An 18021-nucleotide genomic window follows, 5' to 3' on the forward strand; every position below is an offset into this window, starting at 1 on the left:
CTGTTCAGGCCCCCGAATCCAATTGACGGCCCAAGTGAGTAATCAGGAACGTCACCGAGTCGGCATTGGTCAAGATGGTGTCAATGCGTTTGTCGGGGTTGCTCATGAAAATCTTTCGAGCATCGTTAAGGTCCAGGGCGCCGGTGGCGTGCAGCACCGAGCGGCCAATCTCTTGGGTTGAAGTGGCGAGCCCGTAGTCTTCCCATGCCGCAGAAACAGTGTTCCACGTCTTGAACAGCATCGTCGCCGGTGTGAGCGTGGACAGCGCCGTCGTGCTCAGGTCGTCCATGTCTGTTTTGAGTGCCAAAGCGCCGGGCCTGGTGGTGTTAACCAGGTCAGAGAAAGGTCGTATGCTGTCCAGGTAGGCGATGTCTTCGGTGTTGAACTTTAAATGCGTCAATTCATGTATGAGCACCGCAGCTCTCGCATGCGCAGAGACGTCGAAGGGTGAGTTCAAGCGATTCTGATACTCATCCAGGCATGGATCAAAGAACCGATCCAGCAAGTACAGCGTTTTCCCCCTGTCATCCGGCAGCGTGAAGGCGTAGCTCAATTGCGTATTCAGCCGGCTGGTGCCACTGACAAAACGGTTGGAGTTCGGGCCGGTCAACGTGGGGTCGCTTAACGCGTCAAGTATTCCATCGACGATCCGTTCGATTCTGCTGAGCTGATCAGCGGTCAGGCTGATCACGCCAAACATTTCGCCTAAAAAAATGCCCAAGCGGCTGTTGGGATCGCGCAGCGTTGAAAAGTGAGCGATGTTGCGTTTGCAGTTGACGGTGTAATAAGTAGCGACGTTCAAGGCTTCCGTGATGACCTGAGCTTTCCAACTGGACAGGGCAGCGATTGCCTGGATGCCCGTGGCCTCGATGTTAATCGCCTCGCGTTCGCCGGTTCGCGTCTTGATGCGTGACAGCACTTTGCCGAAACGCGGGTTGTGCAGGTTAAGGTCCAACACCCATTTGCCTTGTGGGTTACAGCCCACACACGGCCCTGTGTGTTCGTCGTTGGCCAGGCGCCAATGTTGTGCGGCTTTCTGGACCGAGTACACCTTGCCTGCCAACGGTACATAGTATTTCGACGTCGCCTTGTCCTTATACACAGAGACCGGCGTACGCTGTTCAAGGTCTTTCAGCGCGATGTCGTGCGCCTCGAACGGCTGTAGCCGAGTGCGCGAAGAAGCGGTGATATTCAGCGTGGTCAGGCTTGTCGCTGTGGGCAGCGTTTCGTCTGACAAGTCGGCCTGCGACACCACTGTTTCTGTGGGTGGCGGGCTCGCAGTCCCCTCAAGCTCACTGCGCAGGAAGGCCATTTCAGCCACGCCCAGGATAAAATCCCTCAGGGCAGCCCTCCATTGGTGTAACTGCAGCGCTTCAGCTGAGCGCTTGAACAGCTTATAGCTACGCCACACCACCAGCGGATACGCGAGTTTGCCGGCCATGAACTGCACGGCCGTGGGAATACCCTCGCCCAATAGACTGATCACTCTGTCCCACAGCAGCTTGGCGCCGTTTTCGAATTGGCAGGTCAGCATCTTGAGCAGGATTTGCCGGGTGTCATCGAACAACTGGTGAAGCAGGTTACCGCTTAGCGTAGACGCGGCGAGCTCGATCTCGGAGCGGCGATAATGGTTGCTTTGCAGCAAGTTCCGATACACCGCCTGTTGGGGGGGTTCCAACTGGCTGATCAGCCAATCCTGAAGTTCGCCCGGGCGGTCTATTTCATCCAGCAGCGCTTGCTCGTCCGCATACTCCTTGAGTACATGGTTTTCGCTGTAAGGCGCGTACAGCACCAAAGGCGCCGAGGGCGCAATTACAGCCCCTATCAAATACATGCCCACTGCCTTGACGGGTGTGGCGCCTGCGGTCGCAATCAATTCCAGCGGGCGAATCACTGCCGTTGCGCCGTCCATTGCGGCGCGGGCCACGGCGTCAGGCATGTCGAAAACCTGCTGGACCCAACTCAGTGCCTGCGCGGACAGTTGTTCTTGCAGCGCTAACTCGTGGGCGAACTGCAACGTTTGCCAGGGCAATTGTCGGCAAAACAGGCGTCGGCGTTGGTGGCCTTCATCGGTTCGGGCGTTGAGCTGGTTGTGCAACAGCTTCTGGTAGGCCGCTTTCAGGTCCAACTGCCGGACCATTTGAATCACCGCACTTGCATTCAGAGTGTCCGGCAGCGGCCTGGCGCTACGTGAGCGGGGGCGGATGTTTTCGGCGTCCAGGTTGGGCCAGTGCCGCAAGGCAAAGTCGGTCAGGCTGTAGTCGTGGATGTCGAGGGCTTGGTGAACGGGGATCAAAATGTGATCGGGGTTGAGGGCCAGGCCGGGAAAGCGTGCATCCAGCAGCGCCAGCAATGCTGTGAACGTATGCGCGCGGATGGGCGTGATGCCCTGCAGGTAATCTTCTTCCTCGGGCGCATTGTTGTGGTATTGCTCAAGAAGTTCCGCCTGATGGATCTGGTCCTGGGCGGGCGCCATTCCCAACCATACCGGCAAGGCCTGCTGATTGATCATGCTCTTGGCCACCGCCATGGCCCTGGGCAGGTTAGTCGGCGCGGGCTGTTCTATCATGCTGTCCAGGCGGTCTTGCAGGGCGCGTGCGCCCAACCCCATGGAAAGCAACTGATCAACGCCGCCCATCACAGAGTCGTTGTAGGTGCTCAGGCGATTTTTAAGTACGTCATCGTCAATGCGTTGCAGGGCGCCCCATCGATAAACCTGATGCGGCACGGGCAGGGCGATCGGCAGGTTTTCGAGCAGGCTCAAGCGCTTGATCGGGTGTTGCAGACGCTGTTCTATCTCCTCGCGCAAGGTGTGGATCGAGCTAAACACCTCGTGACCGCGCCCAGGCGTCCAGAGCACCACCTGGCCTGAGCGCAGCGGGTCTACTCCGCCGCGCTCAGTCAGTACAAACAGGTTGGCAAGGCGCTGAGGTGTATCGGCCGTGCCAGTGCCCAGTGTCAATGCGTAGGCGTCCGGAAGAAACCCATTGATACCGTGCCGGGTCAAGCGCACAAGGCTGTCGGGCCTGAGTACAGCATCAATAACGTCCTGGCTGCGCGCCATCATGGTTTTACCCAGTAGCCGCAGTTGCGCCTCGCTGCGCAACCCAAGGAGCATCGCGTGGATATGTTTTTCGCGTGTGTTGCCAAGGAACAAGCGCGTAAGTTCGCGCATCGAGTGTTTGGCGAACACCAGCAGTACTTGATCGATAATCGCGTTGAAGGTTTTCAGCGTCATGCTGTGCAACTGCAGGGCTTCGCCCTGGCTACGCGGACCGTAAAACCAGGTTCGGGATGAGTCGGGCACTGCAGTGGCTTCAAGGCTCAGGCGCTCGATGAAGTGTTCAACCATGCTGATGGATGACACCGGCAGGCGCGCTTCGCGCTCTTGGGCAGCCGTGGCGTAGGTGTTGATATACACCTCACTCGCATTAAGCTCCTGTTGCTTTATTAGCAACTGCGCGTTCAGCGCGAGGGCGACCATGCTGCGCAATGTCGGATGCATTTCGCGTTCGAGCGCCAGCGCATCCTCGGCCGCCTGCAGGTGCTGAAGCAGCAACTTGGCGCGCTCGGCCTTTACCGTGGAAGGGCGACCGTTGCCGCTGGTCACGGGGTGGACAGTCCAACGCCCGGCCGTCGCCAGCAACGCCAGGCGATCGTCGAGCATTGTGCGTATATCCAGCGCGCAATCGAGCAGGGGTGCCAGCTCGACCTGGCCATCGCTGCGCCGGTAAAGCGCCAACGCATGGTTCATGTTGTTGATTTGCTTGCGCGCTATGTCTTCGACGATGCCGGTAAAAACGCTGCCCGTGACAGGTCGCGCAGCAATGTTCACTTGGTTCAGGCCAATAAAAATGTTGCGCTCATCCAGGGACAGGAAGTTGAGTAGCTCATCTTCGTGGCCCGCAGCTTTGAGCATGCTCAATAAAGTATCTTTCAGATCATCCAGGTCTTTGAGCACCTGTAGCCCGCGCGATTGCGTGTAAAGGTAAGCGCGGCTCTCGCTGATCATCAGCGTGCTGGCCAGCTCCACGTAGTGCTCATACGGCGCGTGGATACGTACTTTTTCCACGCTCAGGTTTTTGGCGTAGGCGCTGCGAGCAGGCTGGTCGCTAATGAACATTGCCTGGAGCATATGGCTTTCGTCGGCGCTGATGATTTGGTCTTGGCGCTTGAGCAACACATCGACGCGAAACTTGTCAGCCATGACGTGCGCGAAAAGCTCCAGGCGTGAGGTCCCGTGGTCTGTGTCCTCGTTCCAGTAAGTCTGCAGCAGACTGTCCAGCAGCTTTGACAGAATCTCGGAGCTTCTTTCGACCAGCGCTTCCCATCGCTGGTGGTCGTGTTTCAACTGGGGCTGGGTGAAGGCAGTGGTGACATGCTTGGGGTTTGTATACTCGCGAGTGTGTTGCTTGGGCCAGGCATGTGTCACATGGAACTGTAAGAGCGCTTCGCTTAATGGCAGTGAATCGACCCAGCGTCGACGGCCGTATCCGCCACTTTGTATAAAACAGTTCACCCGCGTATCGCGTTGGTCCAGGCCTGGGAAGTCCGCGCGCGCCATGATGCCGAGCAGCGTATCGAGCATGCCGGGCAGCGTGGGAGTCTTTTGCAGGTGCTCAAGCATGGCCTGCACATTGGCTTGCTGGCAGGCCTGGAGCGTCTGCTTCTGGTCTTCCATAACGGCGCCTTCGACGACCGTGGTGGTCAACGTTAGTGGTGTGCCAAGGGATAACGTGTTGCGCTGGGCAATCGACAAGAACCTCAGCAGGTCTAAGCGCTGCACCGCATCCGCCAATTGCTCGGTGACCTCCACCAGCAGCAAGGCACGATTGTCACTGACCTGAATGCCGCCGTAGGGTGTGTAAAAAAGCGCTTTGCCAGCGTCCGGGGTCGGGCTGATCAAAAAGGCGCCGGCGAGTGGGATGGGCGGCTGCCCCGCGACGTTGATCAGCAGCCTTTCGACACGCATCGGATACCCCAGCAGTTGGGTGTTCTGGCGGGCTGCGTCACTGGCGTAATACAGGTTATGCAGCCAATCAAGATCTTTGACGGTGAGCCCCAGCGCGCGTTCTCGCTCGCTCGGGGTTTTGCGGCTGATGGGCAGCACGAATTCGTCAAAAAAATACGGCGGGGTGGCGCGTAGCATGGTGTGTTTCCATCGTGCACAGGAAACCACAGGGTAAGTACGCGTCACGTGCCGGCGGCGGTAAATAATCAGCCCCGGCACACGTTGACAGCAGGTGCGTTGCGTGGTGTTTAATCAACGGCCTGAATGTTCATTCGTTGCCCCTGCCAATCATAAAAACGGAGCTTCAAATGTCTGCGCAGTCTCCGACAGTCAACGCGGTTTCAACGTCAATCGGCTTCAACCAGCTTGTGCAATTGCTTCAACGGGTTTTCGTCGCGCACGGCACCTCGCCGGACGTGGCTGCGATCCTGGCGCATAACTGTGCCAGCGCCGAACGCGATGGTGCGCACAGCCACGGTATCTTCCGAATCCCTGGCTACCTCAGCACCCTGGCCAGCGGCTGGGTCGACGGCAAGGTCACGCCGAAGGTTACTGACGTGGCGAGCGGTTTCGTACGCGTAGACGCTTGCAATGGTTTCGCTCAACCGGCGCTGGCAGCCGCACGCTCACTGCTGGTGGAAAAGGCGCGCAGTGCCGGCATCGCGCTGTTGGCGATTCACAATTCGCATCATTTTGCCGCGCTGTGGCCGGATGTCGAACCTTTCGCCGAAGAAGGGTTGGTGGCGCTGAGTGTGGTCAACAGCATGACCTGCGTGGTGCCGCATGGCGCCGATCGCCCGCTGTTCGGCACCAACCCCATCGCGTTTGCCGCACCCCGCGCAGACGGGCCGCCGATTGTGTTCGACTTGGCTACCAGCGCCATCGCACATGGCGACGTGCAGATCGCCGCGCGCAAGGGTGAGAGGCTGCCGCCCGGCATGGGCGTCGATAGCCTCGGCCAGCCGACCCAAGACCCCAAAGCGATTCTTGAAGGCGGTGCACTGTTGCCATTTGGCGGGCACAAGGGCTCGGCGCTGTCGATGATGGTCGAGTTGCTGGCTGCGGCACTGACCGGTGGCAACTTCTCGTTTGAGTTCAACTGGGCCGACCATCCGGGCGCGCGCACGCCGTGGACTGGCCAGTTAATCATTGTGATTGACCCGAGCAAAACGGCCGGGCAAAACTTTGCCGAGCGCAGCCAGGAACTGGTGCGGCAGATGCATGCGGCGGGGTTGAGAAGGTTACCGGGGGATCGGCGGCATCGCACGCGGGCGAAGTCGCTGCAAGCAGGCATCGAGGTTGACGCGCAGGGTCTTCAGCAATTGCAGGCACTGGCCATCAGCTAAATCGGGCCGCGCGCGGGGCGCGGCCCAATGGCTCAGTTGCGGCGACCCAGCAACAGCCCAACCACCAGGCCAAAGCCTGCGGAGATGGCCACGGTCTGCCACGGGTGGCCACCGATATAGGTTTCGGTGGCGTCGACCACTGGCTTGCTGCGCTCACGCACGCTGGACACCGACTCCAGGGCTTGCTTGAGCTTGATGGCGACCTGCTCGCGCAAGGTTTCGCCTTCTTCGCCTACCAGCGAAGCGCTGCTTTTGAGCAGCTTGTCCGATTCTTCGATCAATGCCGTCAGCTCACTGAACGCTTGATCCTTGATTTGCTCTTCGACAGCTTGGGCGGCAGTTTTGCGGGCCATTGTGTGACTCCTTGCGAGTGAATGTGACAGTGAACAATGGAGTATCGGGCAGCGTCAAAAGTTGCAGTTTTTTTGCTCAGGCGCGCTACCGGGTAAAATCCGAATCAGGAAATTTCGACCTACAGTGTAAGATGTCACCTATTTGTGCAGCAGGTAATTCAACATGAGCTTCAATCTGGCCAACAAGACCCTCGCCGAACGTGCCGAGCTGGAAGATGAAAAGTCGCGCCTCTATGACCTGTGGCAAAGCAACCTGGGTAAGGCCAAGGGCGAAGCCGCGCGCTTGTTCGGCGAGCGTGCCAAGCGCAAGGGCAAGTGGGCTGAATGGGTACGTGCCGAGCTTGACGGAATGTCACCGCCGGAGTTCTCCAACATGGTGCGCAGCGAAGTCAACAAGCTGATGGCCGCGGCTAAATAAAGCACGCCACTGCGCGTCAGCGGGTTTTACATACACAGCAGATTTGCTTTCTGTGGGAGCGGGCTTGCTCGCGATTACGGTGTGTCATATAAATATTTTTCAACTGATACACCGCAATCGCGAGCAAGCCCGCTCCCACAAAAGCCCATCACCAAGTGGCCGTGTTTGGCAGATCAAGCGTGCCACGCTCGACAAAACGCATCGTGCCGAACAGTCCACCCGCCAGCTTGCCGCGCAGCACATACGGCAGATTATTCAAACTTTGCGTCTGGCTAATGCCCAGCGTCTGACGCAACACCGAAAACGCCGAAACACTCACTGGCACCGTCAGCACAGTCTCGGAAAACCGTGGGATAGAACCTGCTTGATCACTCACCCCCGACGCCAGCGGCCGCCCATTGACGTCCAGGTCCAATGCCAGGCCGCTGTAGTCGATTGCCGTTTCATTGGGGTTTTGCACCCGCAACTTCACGGCGAAACGCACTTCCATGTCCTGGCTTTGCAGCGGCTCGATGCCCACCACCGTAATGTTCACCGGGTCGCGGTTGGGGAACAGCGCGCAGGCGCTCAAGGTCAGCAGCAATAACGATAGAACCATGAGCTTGCGCATAAAAAGGTGCTCCTAGTGCGTGACGTCCGGGTCCTGCATGACCTTAAGGGTTGAAGACTCCGGATCAAATTCATCTTCCTGCAGCGCTATGAACTCCTCCGGCAGGAAAATGTTCAACAGGATTGCACAGAACGCACCCACGGTGATCGGCGATTCAAAGATGTTATGCAGCGCCTTGGGCAGGTCGCGCAGCACCTCCGGCACGGCGGCCACGCCGAGGCCCATGCCCAGCGAGATCGCCACGATCAGTACGTTGCGACGGTGCAGCCCGGCTTCGGCGAGGATCTTGATGCCCGCCACCGCCACGGTGCCGAACATGATCAGGGTGGCACCGCCGAGTACCGGCTTGGGCATCAGTTGCAGCACCGCGCCGATCATCGGGAACAGCCCCAGCAGCACCAGCAGGCCGGCGATAAAATACGCCACGTAACGGCTGGCCACGCCGGTCAACTGGATCACGCCATTGTTCTGGGCGAAGGTCACCATCGGCAGGCTGTTGAAGGTCGCCGCCATCACCGAATTGAGGCCGTCGGCGAGCAAGCCCGACTTGATGCGCTTGATATACAGCGGGCCTTTAACCGGCTGTTGCGAAATCATCGAGTTGGCGGTCAGGTCGCCAGCGGCCTCCAACGGCGAAACCAGAAAGATCACCGCCACCGGGATAAACGCCAGCCAGTCAAACGAGAAACCGTATTTGAACGGCACCGGCACGCTGATCAACGGCACGTGAGGCAGCGCCGCCATGTCGACGCGGCCCATCCACCAGGCCACGGCAAAACCCACGCTTAAGCCGATCACGATCGAACCCAGGCGCAGGAACGGATTGCTGAAGCGGTTGAGTACCACGATGGTCAGCAACACCAGTGCCGCCAGCCCCATATTGCTCGCCGCGCCCAAGTCGCTGGCACCAAAGCCACCGGCCATGTCGGTGACCGCCACTTTGATCAGCGACAAGCCCATCAAGGTGATAATCGTACCGGTGACCACCGGGGTGATCAGCTTGCGCAGCTTGCCGATGAACTGGCTGAGCAGCACCTCGACAAACGCTGCAAAAAAGCACACGCCGAAGATCGTCGAAAGGATTTCATCAGTGCCACCGCCACGCGCCTTGACCATAAAACCGGCGCTGAGGATCACGCTGATAAACGAAAAGCTGGTGCCCTGTAGGCACAGTAGCCCCGAACCAACCGGGCCGAAGGTGCGCGCCTGCACAAACGTGCCGAGGCCCGACACAAACAGCGCCATGCTCACCAGGTACGGCACTTCGCTTTCCAGGCCGAGCACACCGCCCACGATCAAGGTGGGCGTGATGATGCCGACGAAGCTGGCGAGCACGTGTTGCAGAGCCGCAAAAATCGCCGCAGTGAAGTGCGGGCGGTCTTCCAGGCCGTAGATCAGGTCGGATGTATAGCGGGGGCGAGGGGTTTGAGCGTCAGACAAAATACAGGCCCGAGAAGGAAAGGGGCGCGCAGGATGCCAGAAAGTGCTGGCTGTCAGAAGTGCGTAAAAAAATTTCGAAACATCCTGCATAAATCCACACACCTGCCGATGCGGTAGTTAAGCCCACACAACTATTACAACAGTGGTGCCCAAAGGTCAGAGCCGCGCATTGACGCCGACTGATCGTGTCGCGGCAGGGATGCGCGCCAACTCTACTTATCGAGAGCATCCCTATGTCCCTTCGTAACCTGAATATCGCCCCTCGCGCGTTTCTCGGTTTTGCGTTAGTTGCGTTGCTGGTCGTGATCCTTGGCGTATTTGCCGTCAACCGCATGACACAGATTCGCCAGGCTTCGTTGGACATGGGGACCAATCAATTACCCAGTGTGAAGTTTCTCGGCAACATGACCGAGAACGTCCTGCGCCTGCGCATTCTGTCTTTCCGCATCCTGACCAACCGCGAACCGGCGGCCCTGGAAGAAGCCAAGACCCGTGTGGCCGTACTGGTCGATAATGTCAAACAAGCCCAGAGTGCTTATGCGGTCATGCCAGCAGGTGCGGAAGAGGCGGCGCTTTACAAAACCTTCGTCGCGACCCTCGACAGTTACTTGGCCGCCCAGGCCGAGATGATGTCGCTGTCCCAGCAGAACAAAGTCGAAGAGATGCGCACCCTGATCAATACGCGCATCAAGGACGGCACCGACCGGATGGGCGAGCAGTTGAACAAGCTGATCGCCATCAACGGCGCCGACGCTGACCAGGCGGGTCTGGATGCTGAGCGCAGCTACCAGCAAGCTGTCGCCGGGATCATCATCGTGTCAGTAGTGGCGGCACTGATGACGGTCTTACTGGCCTGGCTTTTGACCCGCAGCATCGTGACGCCGCTGCGCAAAGCCGTGGAAGCGGCCGAAACCATCGCCGGCGGCAACCTGATCAAGCTCATCGAGGACGAGGGCAAGGATGAGCCGGCGCGCTTGCTCGGCGCGTTGGCCGCCATGCAAGCTAACTTGCGCCAGACCATCCAACACATTGCCGGTTCGGCCACGCAGTTGGCATCAGCGGCCGAAGAATTGAGCGCCGTCACCGAAGAGGCCTCCAAAGGCTTGCAACAACAGAACAACGAAATCGACCAGGCCGCCACCGCCGTCAACGAAATGACCGCTGCGGTGGAGGAGGTGGCGCGCAACGCGGTGTCCACCTCCGAAGCCTCCAGCCAGTCCAACCAGGCGGCACGTGAAGGCCGCGACCGCGTGGTGGAAACCGTCGGCGCGATCCAGACAATGACTCAGGACGTACAAAACACCTCGGTGATGATCGAAGGCCTGGCGACTCAAGGCCGTGACATTGGCAAGGTACTCGACGTGATTCGCGCGATTGCCGAACAGACCAACCTATTGGCGCTCAACGCGGCGATTGAAGCGGCCCGCGCCGGTGAAGCCGGACGTGGCTTTGCGGTGGTCGCCGATGAAGTGCGGGCCTTGGCCCACCGCACCGCGCAGTCGACCCAGGAGATTGAAAAAATGGTCGCCGGCATCCAGACCGGCACCGGTCAAGCGGTGCAGTCGATGCAGCAGAGCAACCAGCGCACCCAGAGCACCCTGGAGATGGCGCGCGCCGCGGGTGTGGCGCTGGAGCAGATCACGCAGTCCATCAGCTTGATCAACGAGCGCAACCTGGTGATCGCCAGTGCGTCGGAAGAGCAGGCCCAGGTCTCCCGAGAGGTGGACCGCAACCTGGTGAACATCCGCGACCTGGCGACCCAGTCGGCGGCAGGCGCCAACCAGACCAGCGCGGCCAGCCATGAGCTGTCGCGCCTGGCGGTGGACCTGAATGGGATGGTCGCGCGGTTCGTTATCTGACACTTGAGTGGGCGGGAGCGGCGGTGCGCCGCTCCCACCTGGGCGTTTAGCTATCGTCGCGTTACTGGAATTGGACGCCAATAACATCTTCGCATCTGATCGGCGTGGTACTTCTTATCAGAAAGTCGGTCCTGCGATTTCCCGTCATATCAATACCGATGTAGTACCTGTTGGTTGCTGTATTTAGTGTAAGCACAGTGTCGCCAATTCGCCCCGTGTAAGCATTGACGCGGTTGAACGTGACCTGAGTGTTTTTACTCAAGTTGCTCAAATCGATTTTGTCCTCTCCCGTGGTGAAGTTCTTGAGCAACTGGGAGTTGATATAAGAGGAGTCGGAGACTGCGTCAAAATTAAAAGTCTTATGGGGCGTCAGTTGTGGTTGTGGCAAGGGTGCAATCGAAGAGTGTGAGCGGGTATCGGTCAATATATCGCTTGGGCGTATGGGGTTCTTGCTCAGGATCACTACTGTAGAGTCAGCGCCACCCCCCCACATTAAGAGCCAACCTGTACAGTTTAACGTTTTGATCATAGTCAAGCATCAACTCGCCTTTCTGATCGCTCATACTGCCGCCCTCGCCGGGGGGCGTTTCGGAAAAACTCAGCTTAGAAATTCCAGCCTCTTTCAAGACACTGGAGAGATCTATTTTATCGACGCCACTGACGAAGTCCTGAAGTACGTCTGGCCTTTGAAGCGTGGAATCGCTGGCCTTTTGGTATACAAAAGTATTCGCATTACCGCCGCCGTAAAGCTCGTCGCCGCCGGCCCCTCCGGTTATGCGATTGCCAACATGGTTGCCGATCAGTAGATCTTCCCCGTCCCCGCCGATGGCATTTTCCACAACAACGCCTTTGGCGATAGACACATTGCCTTCCCTGCCGCCCACGTTCGAAAGCTGCCCGGCGTTCAAGTTGATCGTCTGATTGTGCTTGAAACCAGAAAAATCCAAGGTGTCGTTTCCGCCGTTATCCCATACGCAGAACGCGGCCAATTCATCGGCGGAGGTCAAGCTATAGTAATCGCGCTCAGAATTGGAGTTGAAGCCGTAAGTGGTATCGCCCGTGCGGGTATGCTGGTTGGCACCGTAGAGGCGTTGGCCCGCCGTAATGTCATGCATCATTGGGGTTGACGTGCTGTCCGACACACTGACGCCACGCTCGTCATGGGGCCGCCACCAATCGGTCCTGTAAGACATGGCCGTATGGGTCTTGTTGTTTTCGAGGTGCTCTCCGGTCGGGTGCCGCAGCCCCAGGCTATGGCCGATTTCGTGAATCATTGACGAGTTCAGAGGTGAATTCTTGTCGCCCAAGCCGATCCCGATAGTCATGTTTTTACTATGGTCAGTGGGCAGTGTGGCGTAACCGCCCACACCGTTATTACCATGAACGACCACCAAGGCGTCGGCATTTTTGGCATTCTCGATAAACTTGACCTTCACCACATCTTCCCACGCCCGGATTGAACTTCTGAATGATTTTTTCCTGGCTTCGCTGAATGCCAGAGCGCCCCCGTTTTTAGAGTGCGCCGCTTGCGCGTCGGACGCGTTTAAGAATGAGTAGCCGACTGTTATTTGGCCATCACCGTTTCTATCATTGATTCTATAGTTTTCGCGGGTGAGCTGTGTTGCGATATTTCCAGGAAGAGAAGCTGTTGGAACGTCACGTTTGATTGGAGTTGTTGGGTTATCAACATTGTGTTGGAGGGGGTGAAAACGTGCTGCTGTATTCGCTGGCGTGAGAGGCATGGCAATTCCTGGCACAATAATAAAAGAACGTGTTGTAAGTAGGCGATAAAGTAATCTTTTTTGCAGAGAATGCCAGTTAGGGTATATTTCTGTGTGTGACTTAATTATTGTTTTGAGATAGGCGGGTTAATCTTTTTCAGGTTTGCCAGGAAGGTGTGTAGTGTAAGGGTGTCGGAATTTTATTGTCTGGCAGGACGGAAAAGTTACTGTGTTAAAGAAAACTCGAGCATGAACTTTCGGCTGCCTGACACGCGCATGTGCCCATGCTTGGCGGCGTACACTTGGGGTGCACGCCGACCACGTGGAGGAACGCGAGCGTCCTAAAGCTCGCTGACGTTGACCCATCGCTCTTGTAAGGCAGCCAGGCGGATCGCGGTTGCCAGGCGCTCGACGGCCCACGCAGCATCAAAGTCGGTGCCCTCGGCGCCTTGCCCGGCCAGTGCCATGATCAACTCGTGCACTTCCAGGGTCTTCAACTCGTTGTAACCCAGTTGATGCCCGGCGGCCGGGCTGAAGGCGGCATAGCCGGGCAGGGCGGGGCCCGCCAGCAGACGCTGGAAGCCGTCCTGGCCGGCGCGGCATACCCGCAGCTCGTTCAGGCGCTCCTGATCGAACGCCAGCGTGCCTTTCGTGCCGCTGATCTCAAAACTCAGGTGGTTCTTGTAGCCATGCTTGAGCCAACTGCTGCTCACCGTACCGCGCGCGCCATTGGTGAATCGCAGTAGCGCATGCACCTGATCATCCACGGCAATCGCGCGGGTTGTTTGGCTGCCCGTCGTGGCGGGGCGTTGGGCGTGAACGGTCTGAGTGTCGGCGCACACGCTGTGCACCTCGCCCACCAAGTAGCACGCCATCGACAGCAAGTGGCTGCCCAAATCCGCCAGAGCGCCCCCGGCATGTTCCACTTCGCAGCGCCACGACCACGGCGACGCCGGGTCGGCCATGAAGTCTTCGCTGAACTCACCCTGGAAACTGATGATCTCGCCCAGCTCGCCATTCGCAATCATTTGCCGCGCCAGGCTGATCATCGGGTTGTGCTGATAGTTGTAGCCGACCCGCGTCACCACACCCGCCGCACTGGCGGCGCGGCGCATGGCGTCGGCCTGCTCGAGGCTCACGGCCAGCGGTTTCTCGCAATACACCGCCTTGCCTGCCGCAATCGCCGCCATCGCCATGGGGTAGTGCAAGTGGTTGGGTGTGGTGATGGCCACCACGTCGACCTTGGGGTCGTTGATCAGCGCCTGCCAGTCGCCATGGGCCTGGGCAAAGCCCCACGCCTTGGCACAGCGTTGCGCACGCTCGGTGTCGGCATCGGCCAATGCCGCCAGTTTCAATTGCACCGGCAGGTCGAATACCGCGCGGGCATTGTTGAACGCCAGGGCGTGGGCGCGCCCCATGAAGCCCGTGCCGATCAGGCCGATTCCGAGTTCCCGCATAGCCGTGGTCCTTTGAATTATTGTTTTCAAGAGGGCTATTAATGGAATAAAAATTCACATAATTCAAGATATGGAATAAAAGTTCATTATCGCTGATATTTCCCGCGCGAAGCAGCGGAGCGATCATCAAGCGCAGTAATGCCACCCTATTCAGGCCATCGGCAAAAGCCGCCAGTTAACAAAAGATAACGTAGCGCCGATTGTCAGACGATTCGAAACCCCGATAGGATGGCCCCTGCTTGCTCCAGGCGCTCTAGATTGCAGGTTTCAGAGCCCAGAAAGGCAAGACGACCTAACAATAATAAATCGGGAGAAAGGTCTATGAGTGAGCCTGTCATGGGTTGGGTTGTTTGCCGCCCGCGCGCCGCACGCAGGGTTGCGATGCTGGCCACAGCGCTCTCGCTGCTGGGGGTGTTGTCGACACCCGTGCTGGCAGCCGGCGACACCGGCGCAGCGCCGGCCTTTGCGATTGAATCGCCCAAGGCCGCCAAGGGCCTGATGATCGATGTGGTCCACGCAGGCTCTCGCTTGGTGGCCGTCGGTGATCGCGGGCACATCCTCTATTCCGATGATCAGGGCGGTACCTGGATCCAAGCCAAAGTGCCAACCCGGCAACTGCTCACGGCGGTGTTTTTCGTCGACGCCAAACAAGGCTGGGCCGTTGGTCACGACGCACAAATTCTCGCAAGCGCCGACGGCGGCGCCACCTGGACCCAGCAATACCAAGACCTCAAACGCGAAGCGCCGTTGCTCGACATCTGGTTCAACGACGCCAGCCATGGCTTGGCGGTAGGCGCCTACGGTGCGCTGATCGAAACCACCGACGGCGGCAAAACCTGGGCGGACGTCAGCGACCGCCTCGACAACGAAGACCAGTTCCACCTCAACGCCATCGCCCGGATCAAAGACGCCGGCCTGTTTATCGTCGGTGAACAGGGCAGCATGTTCCGCTCCAGCGACGACGGCCAGACCTGGGAAAAACTCGAAGGGCCGTACGAGGGCTCGCTGTTCGGCGTGATCAGCACCGCGCAACCGCAGACCCTGTTGGCCTATGGCTTGCGTGGCAATCTTTACCGCTCCACGGATTTCGGCAGCACCTGGGAGCAGGTTGAACTGACCGCGACACGCGGCGCCCTGGAGTTCGGTTTGTCGGGGGCGACCTTGCTCGATGACGGTTCGATTGTCGTGGTCGGTAACGGCGGCAGCGTGGTGGTCAGCCACGACGATGGCCAAACCTTCAGCGTGTTCAATCGCCCCGACCGTATTTCGCTTTCGGCCGTGACGGCGGCAGGCAATGGCAACTTGATTCTGGTCGGGCAGGGCGGTGTTCGTGTCGCCATGCCGACCGGCGCCGAACCGACAAAACAATAAGAAGGCGGAGCAAGCATGAGCAGTCATCACAACGATAAAGCGACCTTTCTTGAGCGCCTGATCTTCAACAATCGCCCGGCCGTCATCGTCATCTGCCTGCTGGTGAGCGTTTTTCTGTTCTGGCAGGCGACCTTGATTCGCCCGTCCACCAGCTTTGAAAAAATGATTCCGCTCAAGCACCCCTTCATCGAAAAGATGATGGAGCACCGTAACGACTTGGCGAACCTCGGCAACACGGTACGCATTTCGGTGGAGGCCAAGGACGGTGACATCTTCAGCCAGGCGTACATGGAGACCCTGCGCCAGATCAACGACGAGGTGTTCTACATTTCCGGCGTCGACCGTTCGGGGCTCAAGTCGCTGTGGAGCCCCAGCGTGCGCTGGACCGAAGTCACCGAAGAAGGGTTTGCCGGCGGTGAAGTGATCCCGCAAAGCTACAACGGCTCGCCGCAAAGCCTCGACCAACTGCGCAACAACGTGCTCAAGTCCGGCCAGGTCGGGCGCCTGGTGGCCAACGACTTCAAATCGAGCATCGTCGACATTCCGCTGTTGGAGTCTTACCCCGACCCGCAGGATCAGGGCAAATTGCTGGCCCTGGACTATCGCAAGTTCTCGCATGAACTCGAAGACAAGATCCGCGACAAGTTCGAAGCGCAGAACCCCAACGTCAAGATCCACATCGTCGGCTTTGCCAAGAAGGTCGGCGACCTGATCGACGGCTTGGTGATGGTGGTGCTGTTCTTCGGCGTAGCCTTCGTCATCACGCTGGTGCTGTTGCTGTGGTTCACCAACTGCCTGCGCAGCACCATCGCGGTGTTGAGCACGACGCTGGTGGCGGTGGTCTGGCAACTCGGTTTGATGCACTTCTTCGGCTTCGGGCTCGACCCCTATTCGATGCTGGTGCCGTTCCTGATTTTCGCCATTGGTATTTCCCACGGCGTGCAGAAGATCAACGGTATCGCCCTGCAATCCAGCGAGGCAGACAACGCACTGACGGCCGCGCGGCGTACCTTCCGGCAACTGTTCCTGCCGGGCATGATCGCGATTCTGGCTGACGCCGTTGGGTTTATCACGCTGCTGATCATCGACATCGGCGTGATCCGCGAGCTGGCCATCGGCGCGTCCATCGGCGTGGCAGTCATCGTGTTTACCAACCTGATCTTGCTGCCGGTGGCGATTTCGTATGTTGGCATCAGCCAGCGCGCCATCGCCAGGAGCAAAAAAGACGCGAACCGTGAACATGCGTTCTGGCGCCTGCTGTCGAACTTTGCCAGCCGCAAAGTCGCGCCTGTCTCCATCGTGCTGGCGCTGCTCGCCTTCGGCGGTGGCCTCTGGTACAGCCAGCACCTCAAAATCGGCGACCTCGACCAAGGCGCGCCGGAGCTGCGCCCGGACTCGCGCTACAACAAAGACAACAACTTCATCATCAGCAACTATTCCACCAGCTCCGACGTGCTGGTGGTGATGGTCAAAACCAAGGCCGAAGGCTGCTCGCGTTATGAAGCGATGGCGCCCATCGACCAGTTGATGTGGAAGATGCAGAACACCGAGGGCGTGCAGTCGGCGATCTCGCTGGTGACGGTGTCCAAGCAGATGATCAAGGGCATGAACGAGGGCAACCTGAAATGGGAAACCCTGTCGCGCAACCCCGACGTTTTGAACAACTCCATCGCGCGAGCCGATGGCCTGTACAACAACAATTGCTCACTGGCGCCGGTGCTGGTATTCCTCAACGACCACAAGGCCGAAACCCTCGACCGGGCGGTGCATGCGGTGCAGGACTTCGCCAAAGACAACAACAAGGATGGCCTGGAATTTATCCTCGCTGCCGGTAATGCCGGGATCGAAGCGGCCACCAACGAGGTGATCAAAGAGTCGGAGCTGACCATTCTGATTCTGGTGTACCTGTGTGTGGCGACCATGTGCATGATCACCTTCCGTTCCTGGGCGGCGACCCTGTGCATCGTGCTGCCGCTGGTGTTGACCTCGGTGCTGGGCAACGCGCTGATGGCGTTCATGGGCATTGGCGTCAAGGTGGCGACCTTGCCGGTGGTGGCGCTGGGCGTGGGCATTGGCGTGGACTACGGCATCTATATCTATAGCCGATTGGAAAGCTTCCTGCGCGCCGGTTTGCCGCTGCAAGAGGCGTACTACCAGACGCTCAAGTCCACCGGTAAAGCCGTACTGTTCACTGGCTTGTGCCTGGCCATTGGCGTGTGCACGTGGATCTTCTCGGCCATCAAGTTCCAGGCCGACATGGGGTTGATGCTGACCTTTATGCTGCTGTGGAACATGTTCGGCGCGCTGTGGCTGCTGCCGGCGCTGGCGCGGTTCTTGATCAAGCCCGAGAAGCTGGCGGGGCAGAAGGGCAATTCGCTGTTTGCCCACTGATCCAGTGTGGTTGCCGAAACGCCGTGGCCTGTGCCGCGGCGTTT

General features: G+C 58.7%; 12 protein-coding genes. 5 read left to right on the forward strand and 7 right to left on the reverse strand.

Features of this window, described 5'->3' with window-relative positions:
* Positions 1 to 4 precede the first annotated feature (4 nt).
* Positions 5 to 5149: a dermonecrotic toxin domain-containing protein gene (locus ACOZK9_RS21260; protein ID WP_421556501.1), complete on the reverse strand. Its 5145-nt coding sequence runs from the start codon at positions 5147 to 5149 to the stop codon at positions 5 to 7.
* 170 nt (positions 5150 to 5319) lie between these two features.
* Here ACOZK9_RS21260 and ACOZK9_RS21265 point away from each other — a divergent pair, with 170 nt between their 5' ends.
* Positions 5320 to 6357, forward strand: a complete 1038-nt coding sequence (locus ACOZK9_RS21265) for an Ldh family oxidoreductase (protein WP_421556502.1) — start codon at positions 5320 to 5322, stop codon at positions 6355 to 6357.
* A gap of 32 nt (positions 6358 to 6389) precedes the next feature.
* On the opposite strand, the gene ACOZK9_RS21270 is transcribed toward ACOZK9_RS21265, so the two are convergent.
* Entirely contained in the window at positions 6390 to 6710 is a 321-nt protein-coding gene (locus ACOZK9_RS21270; protein WP_058411252.1) for an ElaB/YgaM/YqjD family protein, read from the reverse strand.
* Between the two features lie 163 nt (positions 6711 to 6873).
* On the opposite strand from ACOZK9_RS21270, the gene ACOZK9_RS21275 reads away from it, so the two are divergent.
* Complete coding sequence (locus ACOZK9_RS21275) at positions 6874 to 7128, forward strand: hypothetical protein (RefSeq protein WP_017848398.1); 255 nt, start codon at positions 6874 to 6876, stop codon at positions 7126 to 7128.
* Positions 7129 to 7276: 148 nt separating this feature from the next.
* Here the strand turns inward: ACOZK9_RS21275 and ACOZK9_RS21280 are convergent, their stop codons facing one another.
* Positions 7277 to 7738: an LEA/WHy family protein gene (locus ACOZK9_RS21280; protein ID WP_421556503.1), complete on the reverse strand. Its 462-nt coding sequence runs from the start codon at positions 7736 to 7738 to the stop codon at positions 7277 to 7279.
* Between the two features lie 12 nt (positions 7739 to 7750).
* Complete coding sequence (locus ACOZK9_RS21285; protein ID WP_152750770.1) at positions 7751 to 9178, reverse strand: nucleobase:cation symporter-2 family protein; 1428 nt, start codon at positions 9176 to 9178, stop codon at positions 7751 to 7753.
* A 233-nt stretch (positions 9179 to 9411) separates the two neighbouring features.
* On the opposite strand from ACOZK9_RS21285, the gene ACOZK9_RS21290 reads away from it, so the two are divergent.
* A complete protein-coding gene (locus ACOZK9_RS21290) occupies positions 9412 to 11037 on the forward strand; it encodes a methyl-accepting chemotaxis protein (RefSeq protein ID WP_421556504.1) in 1626 nt (541 codons plus the stop codon).
* A gap of 61 nt (positions 11038 to 11098) precedes the next feature.
* Here the strand turns inward: ACOZK9_RS21290 and ACOZK9_RS21295 are convergent, their stop codons facing one another.
* The 3 genes from ACOZK9_RS21295 to ACOZK9_RS21305 form a co-directional block, all read right to left on the reverse strand.
* Positions 11099 to 11566: a M10 family metallopeptidase C-terminal domain-containing protein gene (locus ACOZK9_RS21295; protein ID WP_421556515.1), complete on the reverse strand. Its 468-nt coding sequence runs from the start codon at positions 11564 to 11566 to the stop codon at positions 11099 to 11101.
* On the reverse strand, positions 11511 to 12779 hold the full coding sequence (locus ACOZK9_RS21300) for a M57 family metalloprotease (RefSeq protein ID WP_421556505.1): 1269 nt from the start codon (positions 12777 to 12779) through the stop codon (positions 11511 to 11513). The genes ACOZK9_RS21295 and ACOZK9_RS21300 overlap by 56 nt, the downstream gene beginning before the upstream one ends.
* A 320-nt stretch (positions 12780 to 13099) precedes the next feature.
* The gene (locus ACOZK9_RS21305) at positions 13100 to 14215 is read right to left on the reverse strand and encodes a Gfo/Idh/MocA family protein (protein WP_421556506.1); all 1116 of its coding nucleotides are present in this window, start codon (positions 14213 to 14215) and stop codon (positions 13100 to 13102) included.
* A 336-nt stretch (positions 14216 to 14551) separates the two neighbouring features.
* Between ACOZK9_RS21305 and ACOZK9_RS21310 the strand changes: the two genes are divergently transcribed.
* Entirely contained in the window at positions 14552 to 15586 is a 1035-nt protein-coding gene (locus ACOZK9_RS21310; RefSeq protein WP_421556516.1) for a WD40/YVTN/BNR-like repeat-containing protein, read from the forward strand.
* Between the two features lie 15 nt (positions 15587 to 15601).
* The gene (locus ACOZK9_RS21315) at positions 15602 to 17977 is read left to right on the forward strand and encodes an efflux RND transporter permease subunit (protein WP_058411246.1); all 2376 of its coding nucleotides are present in this window, start codon (positions 15602 to 15604) and stop codon (positions 17975 to 17977) included.
* The last annotated feature ends 44 nt before the right edge of the window (positions 17978 to 18021 follow it).

Source organism: Pseudomonas kitaguniensis (genome assembly GCF_049199985.1).
Lineage (GTDB): Bacteria > Pseudomonadota > Gammaproteobacteria > Pseudomonadales > Pseudomonadaceae > Aquipseudomonas > Aquipseudomonas kitaguniensis.